This window comes from Psychrobacter sp. GW64-MNA-CIBAN-0177 (genome assembly GCF_040309585.1).
Taxonomy (GTDB): Bacteria; Pseudomonadota; Gammaproteobacteria; order Pseudomonadales; family Moraxellaceae; genus Psychrobacter; species Psychrobacter okhotskensis.
In genome coordinates this window covers 1-17976 of the sequence record NZ_JBEOOY010000034.1, presented here as the reverse complement: position 1 = coordinate 17976, position 17976 = coordinate 1, and the positions used below count along the sequence as shown (strand labels likewise).

13 protein-coding genes are annotated in these 17976 nt (G+C 44.1%); 3 read left to right on the top strand and 10 right to left on the bottom strand.

Annotated features, from left to right (window positions below):
* Positions 1 to 393: 393 nt before the first annotated feature.
* The 6 genes from nqrF to AAEY79_RS13470 all read right to left on the bottom strand — a co-directional run bounded on the left by nqrF (position 394) and on the right by AAEY79_RS13470 (position 6522).
* Entirely contained in the window at positions 394 to 1629 is a 1236-nt protein-coding gene (gene nqrF / locus AAEY79_RS13495) for an NADH:ubiquinone reductase (Na(+)-transporting) subunit F (protein ID WP_025652987.1), read from the bottom strand.
* Positions 1630 to 1752: 123 nt separating this feature from the next.
* Positions 1753 to 2361: an NADH:ubiquinone reductase (Na(+)-transporting) subunit E gene (gene nqrE / locus AAEY79_RS13490; protein WP_101211839.1), complete on the bottom strand. Its 609-nt coding sequence runs from the start codon at positions 2359 to 2361 to the stop codon at positions 1753 to 1755.
* Positions 2361 to 3032, bottom strand: coding sequence for an NADH:ubiquinone reductase (Na(+)-transporting) subunit D (locus AAEY79_RS13485; protein WP_025652985.1), 672 nt, complete (start codon positions 3030 to 3032; stop codon positions 2361 to 2363). The genes nqrE and AAEY79_RS13485 overlap by 1 nt, the downstream gene beginning before the upstream one ends.
* Before the next feature lies 1 nt (position 3033).
* Positions 3034 to 3948, bottom strand: coding sequence for a Na(+)-translocating NADH-quinone reductase subunit C (locus AAEY79_RS13480; protein ID WP_350588457.1), 915 nt, complete (start codon positions 3946 to 3948; stop codon positions 3034 to 3036).
* Positions 3929 to 5164: an NADH:ubiquinone reductase (Na(+)-transporting) subunit B gene (locus AAEY79_RS13475; RefSeq protein ID WP_025652983.1), complete on the bottom strand. Its 1236-nt coding sequence runs from the start codon at positions 5162 to 5164 to the stop codon at positions 3929 to 3931. The genes AAEY79_RS13480 and AAEY79_RS13475 overlap by 20 nt, the downstream gene beginning before the upstream one ends.
* A 5-nt stretch (positions 5165 to 5169) precedes the next feature.
* Positions 5170 to 6522: a Na(+)-translocating NADH-quinone reductase subunit A gene (locus AAEY79_RS13470; RefSeq protein WP_025652982.1), complete on the bottom strand. Its 1353-nt coding sequence runs from the start codon at positions 6520 to 6522 to the stop codon at positions 5170 to 5172.
* Between the two features lie 953 nt (positions 6523 to 7475).
* Here AAEY79_RS13470 and hisA point away from each other — a divergent pair.
* The 3 genes from hisA (at position 7476) to AAEY79_RS13455 (ending at position 10389) form a co-directional block, all read left to right on the top strand.
* Positions 7476 to 8213: a 1-(5-phosphoribosyl)-5-[(5-phosphoribosylamino)methylideneamino]imidazole-4-carboxamide isomerase gene (gene hisA, locus AAEY79_RS13465; RefSeq protein WP_025652981.1), complete on the top strand. Its 738-nt coding sequence runs from the start codon at positions 7476 to 7478 to the stop codon at positions 8211 to 8213.
* Positions 8214 to 8347: 134 nt separating this feature from the next.
* The gene (locus AAEY79_RS13460) at positions 8348 to 10003 is read left to right on the top strand and encodes a mechanosensitive ion channel family protein (protein ID WP_201582731.1); all 1656 of its coding nucleotides are present in this window, start codon (positions 8348 to 8350) and stop codon (positions 10001 to 10003) included.
* 83 nt (positions 10004 to 10086) lie between these two features.
* Entirely contained in the window at positions 10087 to 10389 is a 303-nt protein-coding gene (locus tag AAEY79_RS13455; RefSeq protein ID WP_025652978.1) for a hypothetical protein, read from the top strand.
* Positions 10390 to 10477: 88 nt separating this feature from the next.
* Here the strand turns inward: AAEY79_RS13455 and rnr are convergent, their stop codons facing one another.
* From rnr to thrS, 4 genes are all read right to left on the bottom strand, one after another.
* Entirely contained in the window at positions 10478 to 12745 is a 2268-nt protein-coding gene (gene rnr, locus AAEY79_RS13450) for a ribonuclease R (RefSeq protein WP_025652977.1), read from the bottom strand.
* A gap of 141 nt (positions 12746 to 12886) precedes the next feature.
* Positions 12887 to 14131, bottom strand: coding sequence for a toxic anion resistance protein (locus AAEY79_RS13445; protein WP_025652976.1), 1245 nt, complete (start codon positions 14129 to 14131; stop codon positions 12887 to 12889).
* Positions 14132 to 14528: 397 nt separating this feature from the next.
* Positions 14529 to 15032, bottom strand: a complete 504-nt coding sequence (gene infC, locus AAEY79_RS13440) for a translation initiation factor IF-3 (RefSeq protein ID WP_021813163.1) — start codon at positions 15030 to 15032, stop codon at positions 14529 to 14531.
* Positions 15033 to 15055: 23 nt separating this feature from the next.
* Positions 15056 to 16990: a threonine--tRNA ligase gene (thrS, locus tag AAEY79_RS13435; RefSeq protein WP_025652974.1), complete on the bottom strand. Its 1935-nt coding sequence runs from the start codon at positions 16988 to 16990 to the stop codon at positions 15056 to 15058.
* Positions 16991 to 17976 lie beyond the last annotated feature (986 nt).

The following is a 17976-nucleotide window of genomic DNA, read 5'->3' as shown; positions in this document are numbered from 1 at the left end:
TGTAAAAGAGCCAGAAAAGATGAGATTACAAGCTGCTTAATTGGGCTTGATGGTGACAACTACCTTGAAAAACTCCGTTTCTGTATGGCGTTATGTGTATCATGCTGAGATATACCTACTTTTTGCCAAGCTGGTTTAGGAGCACTTGAGCAAGCTGATAGTATTAAAGTAGAAGCTAAAATGCTTGTAAACACACTAGTTTTCATAATAGAACCTTTAATTGAATATATTTGCCTGAAATTTAGCTGAGCACCATGTATAAATGATAACCAACAATTATTTAACAGTAACAGAAAACAACTAAAATTGTAAGATTTCAGAAATAAAAAAAGAGCCTCAATTGAGACTCTCTTTTATAGTATTAATTTAATCGTGTTTCTCTAACCAGTCGGCTTAACCACCAAAGTCATCAAGCATGATATTTTCGTCTTCAACACCAAGGCTATGCAACATGTCGATTACCGCCGCGTTCATCATCGGTGGCCCACACATGTAATATTCACAGTCCTCTGGGTTTGGATGATCTTTGAGATACTCTTCTAGCAAGACGTTATGGATAAAGCCAGTATAGCCATCCCAATTGTCTTCAGGAAGCGGATCAGACAAAGCCACATGCCACTCAAAGTTATCGAACTCTTCTTCTAGTTGATCATAATCTTCAACATAGAACATCTCACGAATAGAGCGTGCACCGTACCAAAAGCTAATCTTACGCTTAGTGTTTAAGCGTTTAAGCTGATCAAAGATGTGTGAGCGCATCGGTGCCATACCTGCACCACCACCCACAAAGATCATCTCAGCTTCGGTGTCTTTGGCAAAGAATTCACCATAAGGACCTGAAACCGTCACTTTATCACCAGGCTTTAAGCTAAATGTCCAAGAAGACATCTTACCTGGTGGGATACCGTCAGGGCCACGTGGCGGTGGACTAGCGATACGAATGTTAAACTTAATAAGGCCTTTTTCTTCTGGGTAGTTGGCCATTGAATAAGCACGAATAACCGGCTCATCAACTTTTGAGACATAGTTGAAGATACCGAATTTTTCCCAGTCTTCTCTATACTCTTCGGCCACATCGAAGTCTTTGTAATGTACTTCATGCGGTGGCGCTTCCAACTGTACATAACCACCAGCGCGGAAGTTAACTTCTTCGCCTTCTGGAATTTTAAGCACTAGCTCTTTAATAAAGGTGGCAACGTTATCGTTAGAGATAACTTCACATTCCCACTTTTGTACATCAAAGAATTCAGGATCAATCTCGATTTTCATGTCTTGCTTAACAGCTACCTGACAAGCCAAGCGCATGTGATTACGGATTTCACCTTGGGTAAAATAGCCTTCTTCGGTAGGCAAAATAGAACCGCCCCCTTCAATAACGCGGCAACGACACTGCGCACACGTACCACCACCACCACAGGCTGAAGATAAGAAAATACCTTCGCTCGCCAGTGTCTGTAGTAGTTTTCCGCCTGCCGGTGTCACGACGTCATTATCGGGATTGTCATTGATATGGATAGTAACATCGCCTGAACTGACCAGTCTTGAGCGCGCTGCCAAAATAATGGCAACGAGTCCCATGATGATCAAGGTAAACATAGCAACGCCACCAATCGCCGTAGCGTAATCCATGGTAGGTATCCTTAATCTATGGAGTAGGGGTGCGAAAAGACGTCATTGCGTGTTTCCTGAACCCCTACCGAATAAATGAATTAAATAGGTCAAATCGCTAAATAGGCTTTTAAGCTTAGCGGTCTAGATTGACATACCGCCGAAAGACATAAAGCCAAGTGACATCAGACCAACCGTGATAAAGGTAATACCGAGACCACGCAGCGGCGCTGGAATGTCTGAGTATTTTAACTTCTCACGGATACCAGCCAATGCAGTGATCGCCAGTGCCCAACCAAAACCTGCGCCGACGCCGTATACCATCGATTCACCAAAGTTGTAGTCACGCTCAACCATGAACAGCACGCCACCTAGGATGGCACAGTTGACAGTAATGAGCGGTAAGAATACCCCTAGCGCGTTGTAGAGACTTGGGACAAACTTATCCAAGAACATCTCTAGAATCTGTACGGTCGCAGCAATCAGACCAATATAACTGAGCAAGCCCAAAAAGCTTAAGTCAATACCTGGAAAACCTGCCCATGCCAGCGCACCATTTTTTAGAATGAACTGAAATAGTAAGTTGTTTAGCGGCACGGTAATCGCCATCACGACGACGACTGCAACACCAAGACCAATCGCAGTGGACACTTTCTTCGATACTGCCAAAAAAGTACACATACCTAAGAAGTAGGCCAGCGCCATATTCTCAATAAAGACTGAGGTTATAAATAAACTAACATAATGTCCCATTAGTGACCGCCTCCATGTGCCATGCCTTTAGACTGCGGCTTCATTACAAATTCAGCATCTTCAACCTGTTCTGGTTTCCAAATACGAACAATGGCAATGAATAATCCAATGATAAAGAATGCTGACGGTGGCAACAGTAATAGACCGTTTGGAATATACCAACCGCCATCAGTAACAGGCTGTAGGATGGTAATACCAAACCACGTACCTGCACCTAATAGCTCGCGGATAGTCGCGACAAATAACAGCACCGCCGAGTAGCCAAGACCGTTACCGATACCGTCCAAAAAGCTGGGTACGGGTGGATTGCTCATGGCAAAGGCTTCGGCACGGCCCATAACGATACAGTTGGTGATAATCAAGCCAACGAAGACCGATAGACCTTTACTGACATCATAAGCGACGGCTTTTAGCACTTGATCGACCAAAATAACCAGTGAGGCAATGATGGTCATCTGTACAATAATACGAATACTTGACGGAATTTGCTTACGAATAATAGAGATAAAGAAGCTCGAAAACGCTGTTACCAGAGTCAACGCCACACACATCACCAACGCATTGGACATGCTGGTCGTCACCGCCAGTGCCGAACAGATACCTAATATCTGTAGGGCAATGGGGTTATTATCAAAGATAGGCGAGGTTAAAATACTTTTAGTGTCAGCCATGTTATGCCTCCTTGCCGTTTGCTACTGGTAGGGTCGCTGCCAGTTCGGTTGTCGGTTGAGCGCTCTTATTGTCCGGTGGTGTCGACTGGCTCGCTTGGGCATCAACACTGTCAAGCGTTTGACCGTTCTGTTCGCGTAGCAAATCTAGGTAAGGCTTATAACCTTGCTCACCGAGCCAAAACTGAATCATGTTGCTCACACCGCGACTGGTTAGCGTTGCACCGCTGATACCGTCAACCCAGTTGTCTTTTGGATTACCCGCTTTGGTCACACCCGTTGCCACGTCACCGTTTTCGTCATACGAGTGGATACCGCTCCACATCGCGCGCCATTTTGGCTCTTCGATGCGAGCGCCAAGGCCTGGGGTTTCTTTATGCTCATAAAAACTAATACCTTTGATGGTATTCATGTCGCTCTCAAGCGTTAAGAAACCATAAATCGTACCCCATAGGCCATAGCCTTGAATCGGTAGTACCACCATCTCAGGCTTGCCTGCGTCATCATTTTTGACATAAACTTTGGCGTATTTAGGCTTGCGACCAATACTGGCTGGATCGTTATCTCCTAAGTCATCGCTCAGGGCTTTGTTCTTAGTCGCTTGGCTAGCGTCATAATTATTACGATCAGGGATGCCCGCGGCTTTTAGCGCGTCATCATCTACATAATTGCCTTTATTCAAGTCAATGATTTTTACTTCAAAATCTTTGAAGCGCTCAGTAACGTCGTCAGCGGTATCAGATTCAGCATCGTACATACCGGCGGCGACTAAGATGTTTTTGTTGCGGTCTAAGCGTGCGTTTTCGACTTGTGCTGGCTTTAGACCAACAGCAGCTGCTGAGACCAATACGGAACACACCAAGCATAGCGTCAATGCCACACTGATGGTTTTCGCATTATTACTTTTGGGCTTGGACATAGCGAACCCTCCGTGCTGTTTGGCGTTTGATGTTTGCTTGGGTCACAAAGTAATCAAACAATGGAGCAAATAAGTTGGCAAATAGAATGGCCAGCATGATGCCTTCTGGGAAGGCTGGGTTGACGACGCGAATCAATACGGTCATAAAGCCAATCAAGATACCATAAGCCCAGCGGCCTTTATTGGTATGCGCAGCAGAGACTGGATCGGTCGCCATAAAGACAGCACCGAATGCAAAACCACCAATTACTAAATGCCAGTAAAACGGTAGGCTCATCATCAAGTTGTCTTTAGAGCCAATCATATTAAAGACAAGGGAGGTGGCAATCAGACCAACCACACAACCTGCCATGATGCGCCATGAGGCAATACGCGTCCATAACAGAACTGCTGCACCCATTAAGATTGCTAAGGTCGATACTTCACCGATACTGCCTTGCATGTTGCCTAAGAACGCATCACCCCACGTAATGGCATTACCGTAGACATCGACGAAATCCTGAGGTACTACGCCAAGTGCCGCTAGGCCAAGTGGTGTCGCTCCTGAAAAGCCGTCAACTGCTGTCCATACTGAGTCGCCTGACATATAAGCAGGATACGCAAAGTATAGGAACGCACGACCCGATAGGGCAGGGTTAAGGAAGTTCTTACCGGTACCGCCGAAGACTTCTTTGGCCACGACCACACCAAAGATGATACCTAAGGCTACTTGCCATAATGGAATATCTGGTGGTAGACATAGTGCGAATAATACAGAGGTCACAAAAAAACCTTCGTTGACTTCGTGTCCGCGCACCACGGCAAAGATAATTTCACAGAAAATACCGACGGCAAAGGTAACGATATAGATCGGTAAGAACTGCATCGCCCCGTAGACAAAACTCGCCCAAATACTGTCTGGGTTATAGCCTGCCATACTGGTGATGATGGTACGCCAGCCTTCAGGCTGCAAGCCAAGTTGAGTAATAGCTGTCAATGCTTGATGACCGATATTGTACATACCCCAAAACATCGCTGGGAAGGTACATAGCCAGACGGTAATCATAATGCGTTTTAGATCAATCCCGTCACGCACATGTGATGAGGCGTATGTCGTTGAGTCTGGTTGACGCAAAAACGTATCAAACATCTCAAAGATGGCATAGTATTTTTCGTGTTTGCCACCTTTGGTGAAAGACGGCTCCATACGATCGAACATATTGTGTAAAAATTTCATCGTGGTTAGCCCTCCAGTTCAATGCGCGTTAAGTTATCACGCAAAATATCACCGAATTCATATTTGCCAGGAGATACGAAGGTGCATAATGCTAAATCTTCTTCGTCCAATTCAAGTGCGCCCAAGTCTACTGCCGTGATGATGTCTTCGACAATCAACGCGCGTAATAGCTGCGTTGGCAGATAGTCTTGTGGCATGACCTCTTCATAAACCCCGATAGGTACCATCGCGCGCGGTGAGCCGTTACTGGTGGTGGTAAAGTTGTATTTTTTGCGACCGAAGAACTGCGAGATGTAGATAGGCAGTTTTGAGAAACGGTTTGCACCTGGTGTAAAGAAATGGAACGCTGGGCGTTCATGACCTTCAGTTAACACGCTGATTTGATCATGGAAGCGACCAACATAGGCAATATTCGAAAATGACTGGCGACCCGATAGCACTGAACCTGAAATAATACGGTTCTCGCCATCGATCAGTTGACCTTTAGTCAAGGCAGTAATATCTGCACCGCGTTCGGTAGCGATTAGGTGTGGGTTTTTGACCGCAGGGCCTGCTAGGCTTAGCAGGCGACGCGTATATAAGCGCCCAGTGGTAAATAGCTTTCCAATCGCAATCACGTCTTGGTAGCCGATCGTCCAGACGCTCACGCCACGCATGATTGGATGCAAGAAATGAATATGCGTGCCAGCCAGACCTGCTGGATGCTTGCCAGCAAAGCTATGATACGCAGTAACATTATTAGACGCAGTCTTCGCAACTGGCGTCAGCTGGGCATCACCATGATGGCAGACAAAGGTCTTAGGGCTGAGCGTCGATAGTACCGCAAGTCCGTCGTTGAACGCTTGCAGTTGCTCATTGATCAGCAGCATCGGGTCAAACGCTAAGGGATTGGTATCCATCGCGGTGACAAAGATGGCATGCGGACGGGCACCGATTTCAGGAGAACGGCTATAGGGACGCGTACGGAACGCGGTCCATTCACCAGAGGCAAGCAGTTGGGTTTCAACGACTTCAGAATCTAGGTCAGCAAGTTGCTGGGAGTCGTAGCGCTGAAATTCTACTTCTTCACCGTTTGGGTCGACCGCAATCACAAGACTTTCGAACACACGACGCTCACCGCGATTAACGGCGATGACCTTACCAGCAGCAGGGGCAGTGTAGATAACGCCGACACGTTTTTTGTCTTCAAAAACGGGCTGACCTTTAGCTACGATGTCGCCTTCTTTGACATTCATCGTGGGCTTCATGCCCACATAATCATAGCCAATGAGTGCCACATGGGCAGGTCTGTGCTCAGATATCTCGCGGGAGGGTTCACCAGTGATGGGCAAATCCAAACCTTTTTTGATGGTAATCATAAGCGAAAACTTAGTCCATAGTCTAAAACGATACCAGACGTCCTGTTTGGTATATCGGTAGCATGAACGTCACGTTTTTCATCAAAGCCCTTAATCAGCCACATCCTAAAATAGGGCGGAGACAAAGCACTTAAATGTAACGCTGGATCATAACTACTAGTAAGAGTATTAACGCTGACCTTAGACTCCTTAACAACACGTTAATGTCTTATTCGAATTACCAAAGTGGCGACTGGCTACCAAGGTGCATGGCAAAATCATCCAATCAAAGTCTATTGTCAAAGCTGGTTGCTAAAAGCAATTGCTATAAAAAAGACAGTTTTGCCATGCGATTTATTAAAATCTTAAAATTTGTAACTCAGAGTGATTGGCTCAGGGACAAGAGTGAATCAAATAAATAACTGATGAAGGCAACATACCATTCAAGCAAAAAATTCATTTAGAGTGTAATGGCGCAGGTTGACCTATCGCAGGTGACCTATTTTGAGTTCTAATATCATCCGTTCAACAACGTATCAGCCAATGATCTAAAAACATATATGGCTGTTGTTCGATTCATCCTGACCGCCATGCAACATCAACTCATTTATGAGTGAATAAAAATGTGTAGCGCATGGTTGCTATCACTTAGAAACAAATACAAATTTACCTAGGATTATACGCTAAATTGACCTAAAATTGCCAGTCAGTAATTGAATTTACCTAATGTTGCCAGTGTCTCAGAGTGCTCAAACTTATGGTTATGATTGGCAGATTTTTTCATTTGCTCACACTATTCATTTGTTCATAATATAAGGACAGAGGTTTTCAAATGAGATTTTCAAATACCGTTAGGATTCAATTTTAGACGACTCTCTGTTAGCTCACTGAGTGGGGCTTTTTATCACTGTTTAACTTTTTATTGTTTAACTTTGCTGTTTATTTTTAATATTACGTTTTATAAGGAATGCTATATGTGTGCTGTCCCTGTCATTATCCCGGCTATTGATCTAAAAGATGGTAAATGTGTGCGCTTAAAACAAGGCCGTATGGAAGATGATACGGTGTTCTCGGACGATCCCGTTGCCGTAGCAGCGCGCTGGGTAAACGAGGGTGCGCGCCGATTGCATTTGGTCGATTTGAATGGTGCCTTTGATGGGGTGCCAGTACACAAGCAAGTCGTCAACGACATCGCCAAAGCTTTTCCGCAGTTGCCTATTCAGTTGGGCGGCGGTGTGCGTAATATGAACACCATCGAGCAGTATATCACTGCCGGACTAACCTATATTATTATTGGCACTAAGGCCGTTGAAGATCCTAATTTTGTGGCTGAAGCCTGCCGCGAATTTGCCGGACATATTATCGTTGGTATCGATGCCAAAGACGGCATGGTGGCGACTCATGGCTGGGCGAATGTGACGGATACCAAAGCCACTGAGCTTGCCAAACGCTTTGCTGATGTGGGCGTATCGTCAATCGTTTATACTGATATTGCCCGCGATGGCATGATGCAAGGCGTTAACGCCCCGCAAACGGTTAATTTAGCACGTGAAGGTGGCCTGCCAGTGATTGCTTCGGGCGGCGTGACCAATATGCAAGATATCGAATTGCTTAAGCCTTATGGTGATTGTATTGAAGGCATTATTACTGGCCGCGCTATCTATGAAGGCACATTGGACTTAGCGGAAGCGCAACGTTATTTAGACAGCTAATGGATTTAAACGGTCAATAAAGGGCTATCTTAATTACTGTTTTTAGCCCATTTAGTTGTTCACGTTCAGATTGAGGACACTCGCTAGTTTGAAATCACAATATTACCCAAAAAAATACTGAGCAAAGGATGCTTATGGCCGTCTATTTTGACCGCCCGATGACACGCAAGTTTTTAACAGTGTGGGGCCAGCTGCTATTGCTACTAAGCCTCGTTTTTACTTTGCCCGCTTATGCTGTTGGTGAAGACATAGCTGGTGTCACGACGGCCTTGGGTATAGAGAGTACGCCAGAAGAAGTGTCTAATGAAGATGCTGCAACTTCTACAGAAGGCGAGACCTCTGTAGAAGCTGAATCGCAAAACCTCCCCCCTGCTGCCGACCCACCGGTGATTAGTGGTGAGAGCACCAACAATGCTCAAATCGAAACCACCCCCACACCGTTAAAAGACAATGACATTCGTCAACGTATCAACGGTATTTTTTCTGAAATAGAAGGGCTGCAAGCGGTCAGTGTCAGTGTTACTCAAGGCGTTGTGACTTTAGCAGGAGAAACTCCCAACGAAAAAAAGGCGCAACAAGCCATTAATTTGACCAATCGTTTGACGGATGTGGTCACCGTTGAAGACAATATCAATCGAACGCTGGATGTTCAGGATAACGTCACGACGGTTTATCAAGGGCTCAAAGCGCAAGTTAAAAACCTAGTCAAAGCGGTGCCTTTACTCTTGGTCGGCATTGTTATCTTTGGATTGGTTACATGGTTTGGTAGCTGGTTGTCCAATCGAAAAAATATGTGGCAACGGCTCACGCCCAATCCTTTCGTCGCTGAACTGCTGGCACAAACTGTCAAAGTAATCTTTATTATTTTTGGTTTGATCTTGGCATTGAGCTTGATAGGGGCAGAAACGATCCTAGGGACGCTACTTGGCGGTGCGGGTGTTATCGGTATCGCGGTTGGTTTTGCGGTCAAGGATACTATTGAGAACTATATTGCCTCGTTGATGCTGAGTATTCGTCAGCCGTTTCGCGCTCGTGATCAGATTGTCATTAACGGGCAAGAGGGTATTGTGGTGCGTTTGACATCACGTGCGACGATTCTGATGACGTTAGATGGCAATCAGCTACGTATACCAAATGCAGAAGTCTTTAAAGGTACGATTCTAAATTACACCAAAAACCCTGAACGACGTTTTACCTTTGAGCTGGGCGTGGATGCCAATGATGATCCGCTTGCTGCCATCAAAGTAGGTATCGATGCGATATGTCAGTTAGATTTTGTTTTAGATGAACCCAAAGCGATTGCGGTCATTAATAATGTTGGCGATTCCAATATCATTCTTGAGTTTCAGGTTTGGGTGGATCAATCAGAAACGGATTTTGCCAAAGCACGCAGTATCGCTATACGTGAAACCAAACACGCCCTAGAGGATGAAGGCTTTAGTCTTCCTGAGCCTATCTATCGTTTACGCTTCAATAATGAGTTAGAAAAAGCCTTGGAGCATCTACAAGGTAATAATCGCGCTGGCCAAGCTCATGGGGCTAATGCTGATATGACGGTTACGCCGACCACACCGGAATCTATAGCTATCAATAAAGCTGATGATAGCAGTGCTGATGACAAAGACAAAAAACAAGCCAAAGCCCGTGCTAAATACATCTTACAGGGACGTAACGCTGAAGAGGTGCTAAATGCTCGTCCTGATCAGAAGTTAATGGAAAAGGTCGAACAAGAAATTGCCGAAAATTCAGATGAAACCGATTTATTGAGTAATAATAGTCCGCAAGAGTAAATATTTAAAAATCTCACAACTAGGCATAAAAAATGCATGAAAACGTATAAGACAATGATTATTAAAATATATGAGACATTTTTATGCAAATGAAGCATCTGATTATATTCGCCCTAGCTGGTATTGTTATCTTAATTGGTTTCAACATGTTCAATAGTAATCGCCACGAGAGTCGGATAGCGGCGACGACTAGTAGCATCGCCACGTCAATACCGCCGGATACTGCTATCAGCTCTGAAGGCAATACCGTGAGCACCAACACCGATATTGCAAGCCAGCCTCTTGGTAAGCAGCCTAAAGCCATTCTCGATAAAGCCACTGCTAAAATAGAGCAAGCCGAACAGGTCAATCAAGATCGTGTAGAGCAGATGAGTGACGCGCAGTAGTTGACCATCCAGCAACAAATTAACGCGCATAAAAAAAGGCTAAAGATAAACTTTAGCCTTTTTTATTACGATTGGTTTTTACTCAACGTTAGCTTTTTTTGCTAGTGCCTTTATTGTTTCGGCTACTGTTTTTTCTAGCAGGGCTTTTCTTTGGTTGATCTTTTTTCGTTTGATTCATCTCGCTAGATTGCAGCTTCGCTTTAAGATCAAAGTCTATTTGTAGCAGATCCATATTGACGCCGGCCACTTTTACTTTGACCAAATCACCCAAGCCAAATAGCGTACCTTTATCTTTACCAATGAGTTGCTGTTGCTGCTCATCATAGACAAAGAAATCATCACCAACATTGGAGATATGTACTAAGCCATCGATATATAAGTCAGTTAAGGTGACGAATAGACCGAAGCTAGTAACCGTCGTTACCACACCGTCGAACTCTTCACCGACGTGATCTTTCATATAATGACATTTGAGCCAAGATTCTACGTAGCGTGATGCTTTCTCAGCGCGGCGCTCAGTATCTGACGTCTGCGTGCCAGCACCCTCTAAAGAGAAGTCCATCACTGGTTGCTTAGTGTTAGTGACTTTTGCTTTAATCGCGCGATGCAGCATGAGGTCAGGATAACGGCGAATCGGCGAGGTAAAGTGGCTATACTCGTCATAAGCTAAGCCAAAGTGACCAATATTGTCAGGCGAATAATTCGCTTGCATCATTGAGCGCAGTAGCATGCTGTGGATACTGATCGCATCGGGACGGTCTTTGGTGGCTTCGATAATCCGCTGATAATCTGCTTGCGTTGGGTTTTCTTCTGGGAAGCTTAAGCCAAAGTTTTTCGCGTATTCATGGACACGCATCGACTTTTCACCATCAGGTTTGTCATGGTTACGATACAACACTGGCAGCTCATTTTTTAACGCAAAATTAGCGGCACAGGTATTGGCGAGCAGCATACACTCTTCAATAAGCTTATGCGCGTCACCACGAGTACGCGGCAAGATGGCTGCAATACCCCCTTTTTCGTTAAACTTAATATAAGTCTCAACCGTTTCAAACTCCATTGCATGACGCTCTTCACGCTTTTGCAGCAGCAGCTCATACAATTGATGTAGAGTATCGACCGATTTTTTGACCCCTTTATTACCGGTTAATGACTTAGGAATACTCGGGTCTTGTGGATCCTCAAGATAGCTATTCACTTGATTATAAGTCAAGCGTGCCTGTGAATGAATCACCCCAGGATAGAAGTCATAGCCGGTGACCTTGCCTGCGCGAGATATCTTTATATCCGCAACCATACACAGACGATCAAGATCAGGGTTCAATGAACACAGACCGTTAGACAGTACTTCAGGCAGCATCGGAATCACACGATGCGGGAAATATACCGACGTACCGCGCTCGTAAGCATCTTGGTCAAGCGGCGAATTTGGCGTGACGTAATGGCTCACATCAGCAATTGCTACCAAGACACGGTAGTTACCACCCGAGCGTTTTTCAGCAAATACGGCATCATCAAAGTCACGCGCATCTTCACCATCAATGGTGATGAGCGGTAAATCACGCAAGTCCGTACGACCTTTTAAGTCTTTCTCAGTCGGCTCTTGATAATCATTGGCTTGTTTAAGCGCCGCTTCACTAAAATCAGACGGAATGTCATAGTTGAGCAGGGTGGTCTCGATGATTAATTCACGATCGTTATCATCAGACAGCACTTCAGTGATTTTACCCGTAGCAAACTCATGCTGATTTGGCCAGTCGATAATATCTACTTTCACTGGAGCGCCTTGCTTAGCTTCGAAAGCCTGCACATTCTCTTCAGTGACTGTAATCGGCTGATGGTTGTTAGGACTGCCAAGCTCGACACAGTAGCCGTCTTCGTCACGCGCCAATGTACCGATGAAATTATTCTGGCGACGCTCAACGACATCGACGATACGCCCTTCGGTACGACCGCGGTTGTCTGTTGAGGTACCAACTGCTTCGACGGTATCGCCATTAAAGACCCAGCGCATTTGTTTTTCATGCAAGAATAGGTCGGGCATATCACTTAGCAATACAAAGCCAAAGCCTTTTGGGTGGGCTGACACAGTACCAGTAACCACATCGTGCTGGGTCACCGTACGATAGCGATAAGGACGTCCATCACGATTTACTTGTCCATCACGTGCCATCGCTTTGAGGCGATTACCTAAAGCATCAAATTGGTCAGGATCATCAATATTAAAGGCTTTTGCCAATTGTTGATGGGTGACTTCGCCATGCTCATTAATCGTGCTGAGTATCAGCTCGCGACTAGGGATGGGATTGTCATATTTTTTTGCCTCACTTGAGGCGTTTGGATCGTTCCAACTCATAAATTACCGTATCTATTTTTAAAATTATTAATAAGGACTATCTTAACACGAACGACGTTGCAATATCTTGCGTCAATTGTCTTATATGTATTCGATAGCGGGTGGCTGTCACCGTCAATCAGCGACAGCACTCGAGGTATCTCAAATATCGATATCAACCGTATTCGATTGGTTTGTAATCTTTTTACTGTTTAATTCTTTAGATACTTCTAGCACTGTTGTTTGATTAGACTTGTCGAGATACTTCTGGGCTTTATCCACTTCAGTGGTCAAAGTATTGACCGTCTGCTTCATATTCTCTAGCGCTTCAATTTTATAATTACTAATCATATCCATCGTGTCATAGACATTATTAAAGGCATTTTGCAGTTTATCTAGCTCGATAGTGCTATTGGTCGCTTGCTCGTGAATTTCACCTGATTGACGTTTGAGCATCGCTGACGTTGACTCAATCAAGCTGCTAGTGGTTTTGTTTAAAGCAGTGATTTGGTCAAGGACCAGTTTTTGATTGGTCATTGCTTGTGCCACCACGACAGCCGTGCGCAGCGCCGATACCGTGGTTGTCGTTGCGCGATCCACACCCTTAATCAGCTCTAGGTTGTTTCTACGAATGGTATCAAGCGCCAGATAGCCTTGGACGTTAACGGCTAACTGGGTTAAAAAATCCGTATTCTTTTGGCGCACATAAAACAGCATTTCCTCTTTGATAACCCGAGCTTTTTCAGGGTCGGTCGCTTCTATAGCATATACTTTTTGCTCAAGTTGCTCGTCGATTTTTTTGCCCACATAGACGTATTGACGGATAGATTGCATCAACTCCCACATATTGACTTTTTCTTGCTCAATCATCGCATTGTCTTTGAGCAGCTCGTCTTTACCATTATAAAGACTGGTGACGACAGCATTGATATGCGACTGCGCTGACTCGTATTGGCGGAAGTAATCTTGTACCTTATTGCCAAAAGGTATGAGACCAAACAGCTTACGCGAACTGGTCAGCTCTTTTTTACTCGGGTCTAAATCTTCGACGATACCGCGCAGCTCAGTCAATGACTTGGCGATAGGGGAGTTGTCAAACAAGCTGTCATTCAGGCTTTTCGCAGGCAACTCTAACATACGGTTAGATATTTGCGCAGATTCACGAATTTCTTTGGTACCCAAATTATGAATAGATTGCACATTTTGCTGAAATTCAGCGCTGCGGACAGAGTTATTAAGCACGTGATCGACGAACGCATCGACCTTGGCATCAAGTTCTGGAATTTGGCTTTCATCCAACTTGACCATCTGATCGGCTTCACTTTTTTGTATTTCTTTGACCGGTTCAGGTGGCGTCAAAGAAATACTTGGCGTAGAGGCGTTTTCGGGTGGGGTCAATTCTTGCATGAAGTTTCCTATAATATCTGAGAGGGGCTGTGTCTTTTGCCAACGACGTTAATGGTCGTGGTACACAATGTTTTTATATGTTTAATAGTTTTTATTGGCATAGATTTCTTGTATAGAGATGATTGAATATAAAACTGTCCTTTAGACTACCTTGTAATCGAAAGACTGAGAAGACGGATTTTGTAAACCAAACTCAGTCTAATATAACTATGCGCTATTTGCACCGCTATTGTTTGCATGACTAAGCTGTTTTTTACATGATTGGATATAAAAAACCATCAATATCCCGCAGCATATTGATGGTTAAGATTATAACTATCTATCTCAACGAACTGTCTATATTAAATAGCAGTCAAATTGATTCACAGCCACCACTAACAGTCATCTAAAGAATAGATTACTTTTTCTTAGTTGGCCCAAGCAGCATACCCATTTGACGGCCTTCCATCTTGGGATACTGTTCGACGTTTGAGATATCAGCGGTATCTTCAATGATACGATCAAGTTGTTTGCGACCGATATCTTGGTGCGCCATTTCACGTCCACGGAAGCGGATGCTAATTTTAACTTTATCTTGATCTTCCAAGAAGCTGACGATTTTACGCAGTTTGACCTGATAATCGGCTTCTTCAGTGCTAGGACGTAGCTTCATCTCTTTGAGCTGAGTCTGCTTTTGGTTCTTTTTAGCTTCTTTTGCCTTTTGCTTTTGATCATAGAGGAAATGCTTATAATCCATGATTTTGCATACTGGCGGTTTGGCTTCAGGAACCAATTCGACCAAATCTAAATTGTCTTCGCGTGCCGCTTTCATCGCGGTGTCGATATCGACCACGCCCATTTGTTCGCCGTCTTCTTTAACCAGACGGACTTCTTTGGCACTGATATCTTCGTTGATGTTCAAACGGTTGGACTGTTTAATAGGTATTACTCCTCATCTGTTTTTGGGGTCTGTCGGCCTTTTTTACCAACAGCGGTCTGTACTAATGCTATAAATTCAGAAACACTCATCACGCCAAGGTTCTCACCTTCGCGAGTACGGACATTGACACTGCCCGTCTCGATTTCTTTGTCCCCTAATACTAGCATATAGGGAATACGTTCTAATGTTTTCTCTCGTATCTTAAATCCAATCTTTTCGTTACGCAAGTCGCTAATAGCACGCAAACCTGCATTTTTGAGCTCGCTGACCACGTTTTCGCAGGCATCGGCTTGTTTATCGGTAATATTCATCACAACGACTTGTTGCGGTGCGAGCCAAACTGGCATCCAACCAGCGTAGTTCTCAATTAAGATACCGATAAAGCGCTCAAATGAACCCAAGATGGCACGGTGCAACATAATAGGTACTTCGCGCTCATTTTGCTCGTTGACGAATTCCGCATCAAGACGTTCAGGCATATTTGGGTCAACCTGAATAGTACCGCACTGCCACACGCGCCCTAAACTGTCTTTTAGACTGAACTCAATTTTCGGACCATAAAACGCGCCTTCGCCGGGTAGATAATCCCAATCTAATCCTGAGCTATCAAGGGCATCAGCAAGCGCCTTTTCGGCAAAGTCCCAAGACTCATCGCTACCAACACGTTTTTCAGGACGGGTTGAGAGCTTCATAATAATCTTGTCAAAGCCAAAGTCTTCATAAACAGCAAGCGTCAGCTTAATAAAATCCGCCACTTCTTGTTGAATTTGCGCTTGGGTACAGAATATATGCGCATCATCTTGCGTAAAACCACGAACGCGCATCAAACCATGCAGTGAACCTGACGGCTCATTACGATGACACGAGCCAAATTCTGCCATACGGAGTGGCAAATCACGGTAAGACTTTAAACCTTGATTAAATACCTGTACGTGACACGGACAGTTCATCGGTTTTACCGCATAATCACGGTTTTCGCTTGAAGTGGTAAACATATTGGTTGCATAGTTACCCCAATGTCCTGAGCGTTCCCATAAACTGCGATCCACAATTTGCGGGGTTTTAATTTCTTCATAACCATTATCGTACTGTACTTTACGCATATATTGCTCAAGCACTTGATAAATTGTCCAACCATTGGCATGCCAAAACACCATACCCGGCGCTTGCTCTTGCATATGAAACAGGTTCAAAGCCTTACCAATCTTACGATGGTCACGCTTTTCCGCTTCTTCGATACGCTGGATATAGGCTTTTAAATCTTTTTTATCTGCCCACGCCGTCCCATAAATACGTTGTAGCTGTTCGTTCTTAGCATCACCGCGCCAATATGCGCCAGACATTTTAGTCAGCTTGAATACCTTTAAGAATCGCGTGTTCGGCACGTGGGGGCCACGGCACATATCGACATATTCTTGATGATGATAGAGGCCAAAAGCCTCTTCACCTGGCATATCATTAATGAGCTTGAGCTTATAATCTTCGCCGCGTTCTTCAAAGATCTTAATGACTTCATCGCGAGGTGTCATTTTTTTGATGACGTCATAATCTTGCTTAATCAACGCCATCATACGTTTTTCAATGGCTTCCATATGTTCAGGGGTGAACGGCGTCTCACTATAGATGTCATAATAAAAGCCATCTTCGATAACAGGACCAATCACCATCTTCACATCGGGATAAAGCTGTTTGACCGCGTGCCCTAATAAGTGAGCGGCCGAGTGACGAATGATATCGACACCATCAGCATCTTTTGGCGTAACGATTTCTACTTTAGCATCATGGGCGATAGGATCAGAGGCATCCACCAATTGACCATCTACACGTCCTGCAACCGTCGCTTTTGCTAGGCCAGCTCCAATGCTTTGCGCCACTTCCATGACGGTTGTATTGCCTTCGAAGTTCTTTACGCTACCATCGGGTAAAGTAATCGCTACCATAATCTATTCACCTTTTTGCGTCCGTTGGCAGTGATGATTGCAACAATCAATCATATAACCGTAAGACTGCGTCAATTATATCCAACCACTGTGATATGTTGTAAGAGATAGGCATTACTTAAAAGTGCAGACATATATAGCATCACGATTTATAGCCATCTAATAATCTATAATCGCATAACCATAATAGAGAGCGAGCTGCCTTTTATAATAAGGTTAAGCAGAACTACTCTTAAGTAATGTTATAAAAGCGGCCATTATAGCAAAAACCGTCTATAAACACTAGATAGCAAGGGGTTAGGTAAGCTTCTATATATAGGTGCTATTGGTGCAAATATCAAGAATGACAAATATGTATAGCTAAGCACACAGCGAAGAAGGTTGTTAATAAGCATGATGGCAGTAATAAGGCTTTGAACTACTTAATACATCTAGCTGTCTTATTATCTACAAGTTTTCGAGCTTCTTTATTAATCATACTTCTCTCTTGTTTCATCACACCCTATAAACGCGATTGTTTCTTATTTAAACAAATCATAATCAGTTACTGCTTGTCCTGCTGCCTAGGTAAGGAAAACGAATAATCTGGGTAAGATGAAAGGGTGTGCCGCGTGCAACAATTGGTAGGTTAGCAAAGTAAATAAAATAGTACTGTAAGACAGCTCAATATCACAACGTTGCTTACTGGTTAGCTATAAATAGTCTACTAAGGAATACAGTTAGGTTAATTTAGCTAAAATCAAAAACAGCCCTTGACCCTCTTTCAAATACGCGTATAATGCGTCCCAGTCGGAAGGGAAGCTACTTAAGAAAATGATTTATCATTAATTAAGGGAGCAATTAGTTTAAGAGTTCAGAGCGACTATTTAGATAGTTAATTAGAAGCCTTTAAACTAAATAAAATAACCACTTGACTTACCAAATAAAGCGTCTATAATACGCACCTCATTAAGGCAAAGCAGGAAAGCTTATATGTAAATTACATA

Coding starts and splice junctions, on each gene's coding strand:
- nqrF (WP_025652987.1), bottom strand. CDS start 1,629: ATGGATTACGCTACGGCGATTGGTGGCGTTGCTATGTTTACCTTGATC.
- nqrE (WP_101211839.1), bottom strand. CDS start 2,361: ATGGGACATTATGTTAGTTTATTTATAACCTCAGTCTTTATTGAGAAT.
- AAEY79_RS13485 (WP_025652985.1), bottom strand. CDS start 3,032: ATGGCTGACACTAAAAGTATTTTAACCTCGCCTATCTTTGATAATAAC.
- AAEY79_RS13480 (WP_350588457.1), bottom strand. CDS start 3,948: ATGTCCAAGCCCAAAAGTAATAATGCGAAAACCATCAGTGTGGCATTG.
- AAEY79_RS13475 (WP_025652983.1), bottom strand. CDS start 5,164: ATGAAATTTTTACACAATATGTTCGATCGTATGGAGCCGTCTTTCACC.
- AAEY79_RS13470 (WP_025652982.1), bottom strand. CDS start 6,522: ATGATTACCATCAAAAAAGGTTTGGATTTGCCCATCACTGGTGAACCC.
- hisA (WP_025652981.1), top strand. CDS start 7,476: ATGTGTGCTGTCCCTGTCATTATCCCGGCTATTGATCTAAAAGATGGT.
- AAEY79_RS13460 (WP_201582731.1), top strand. CDS start 8,348: ATGGCCGTCTATTTTGACCGCCCGATGACACGCAAGTTTTTAACAGTG.
- AAEY79_RS13455 (WP_025652978.1), top strand. CDS start 10,087: ATGCAAATGAAGCATCTGATTATATTCGCCCTAGCTGGTATTGTTATC.
- rnr (WP_025652977.1), bottom strand. CDS start 12,745: ATGAGTTGGAACGATCCAAACGCCTCAAGTGAGGCAAAAAAATATGAC.
- AAEY79_RS13445 (WP_025652976.1), bottom strand. CDS start 14,131: ATGCAAGAATTGACCCCACCCGAAAACGCCTCTACGCCAAGTATTTCT.
- thrS (WP_025652974.1), bottom strand. CDS start 16,990: ATGGTAGCGATTACTTTACCCGATGGTAGCGTAAAGAACTTCGAAGGC.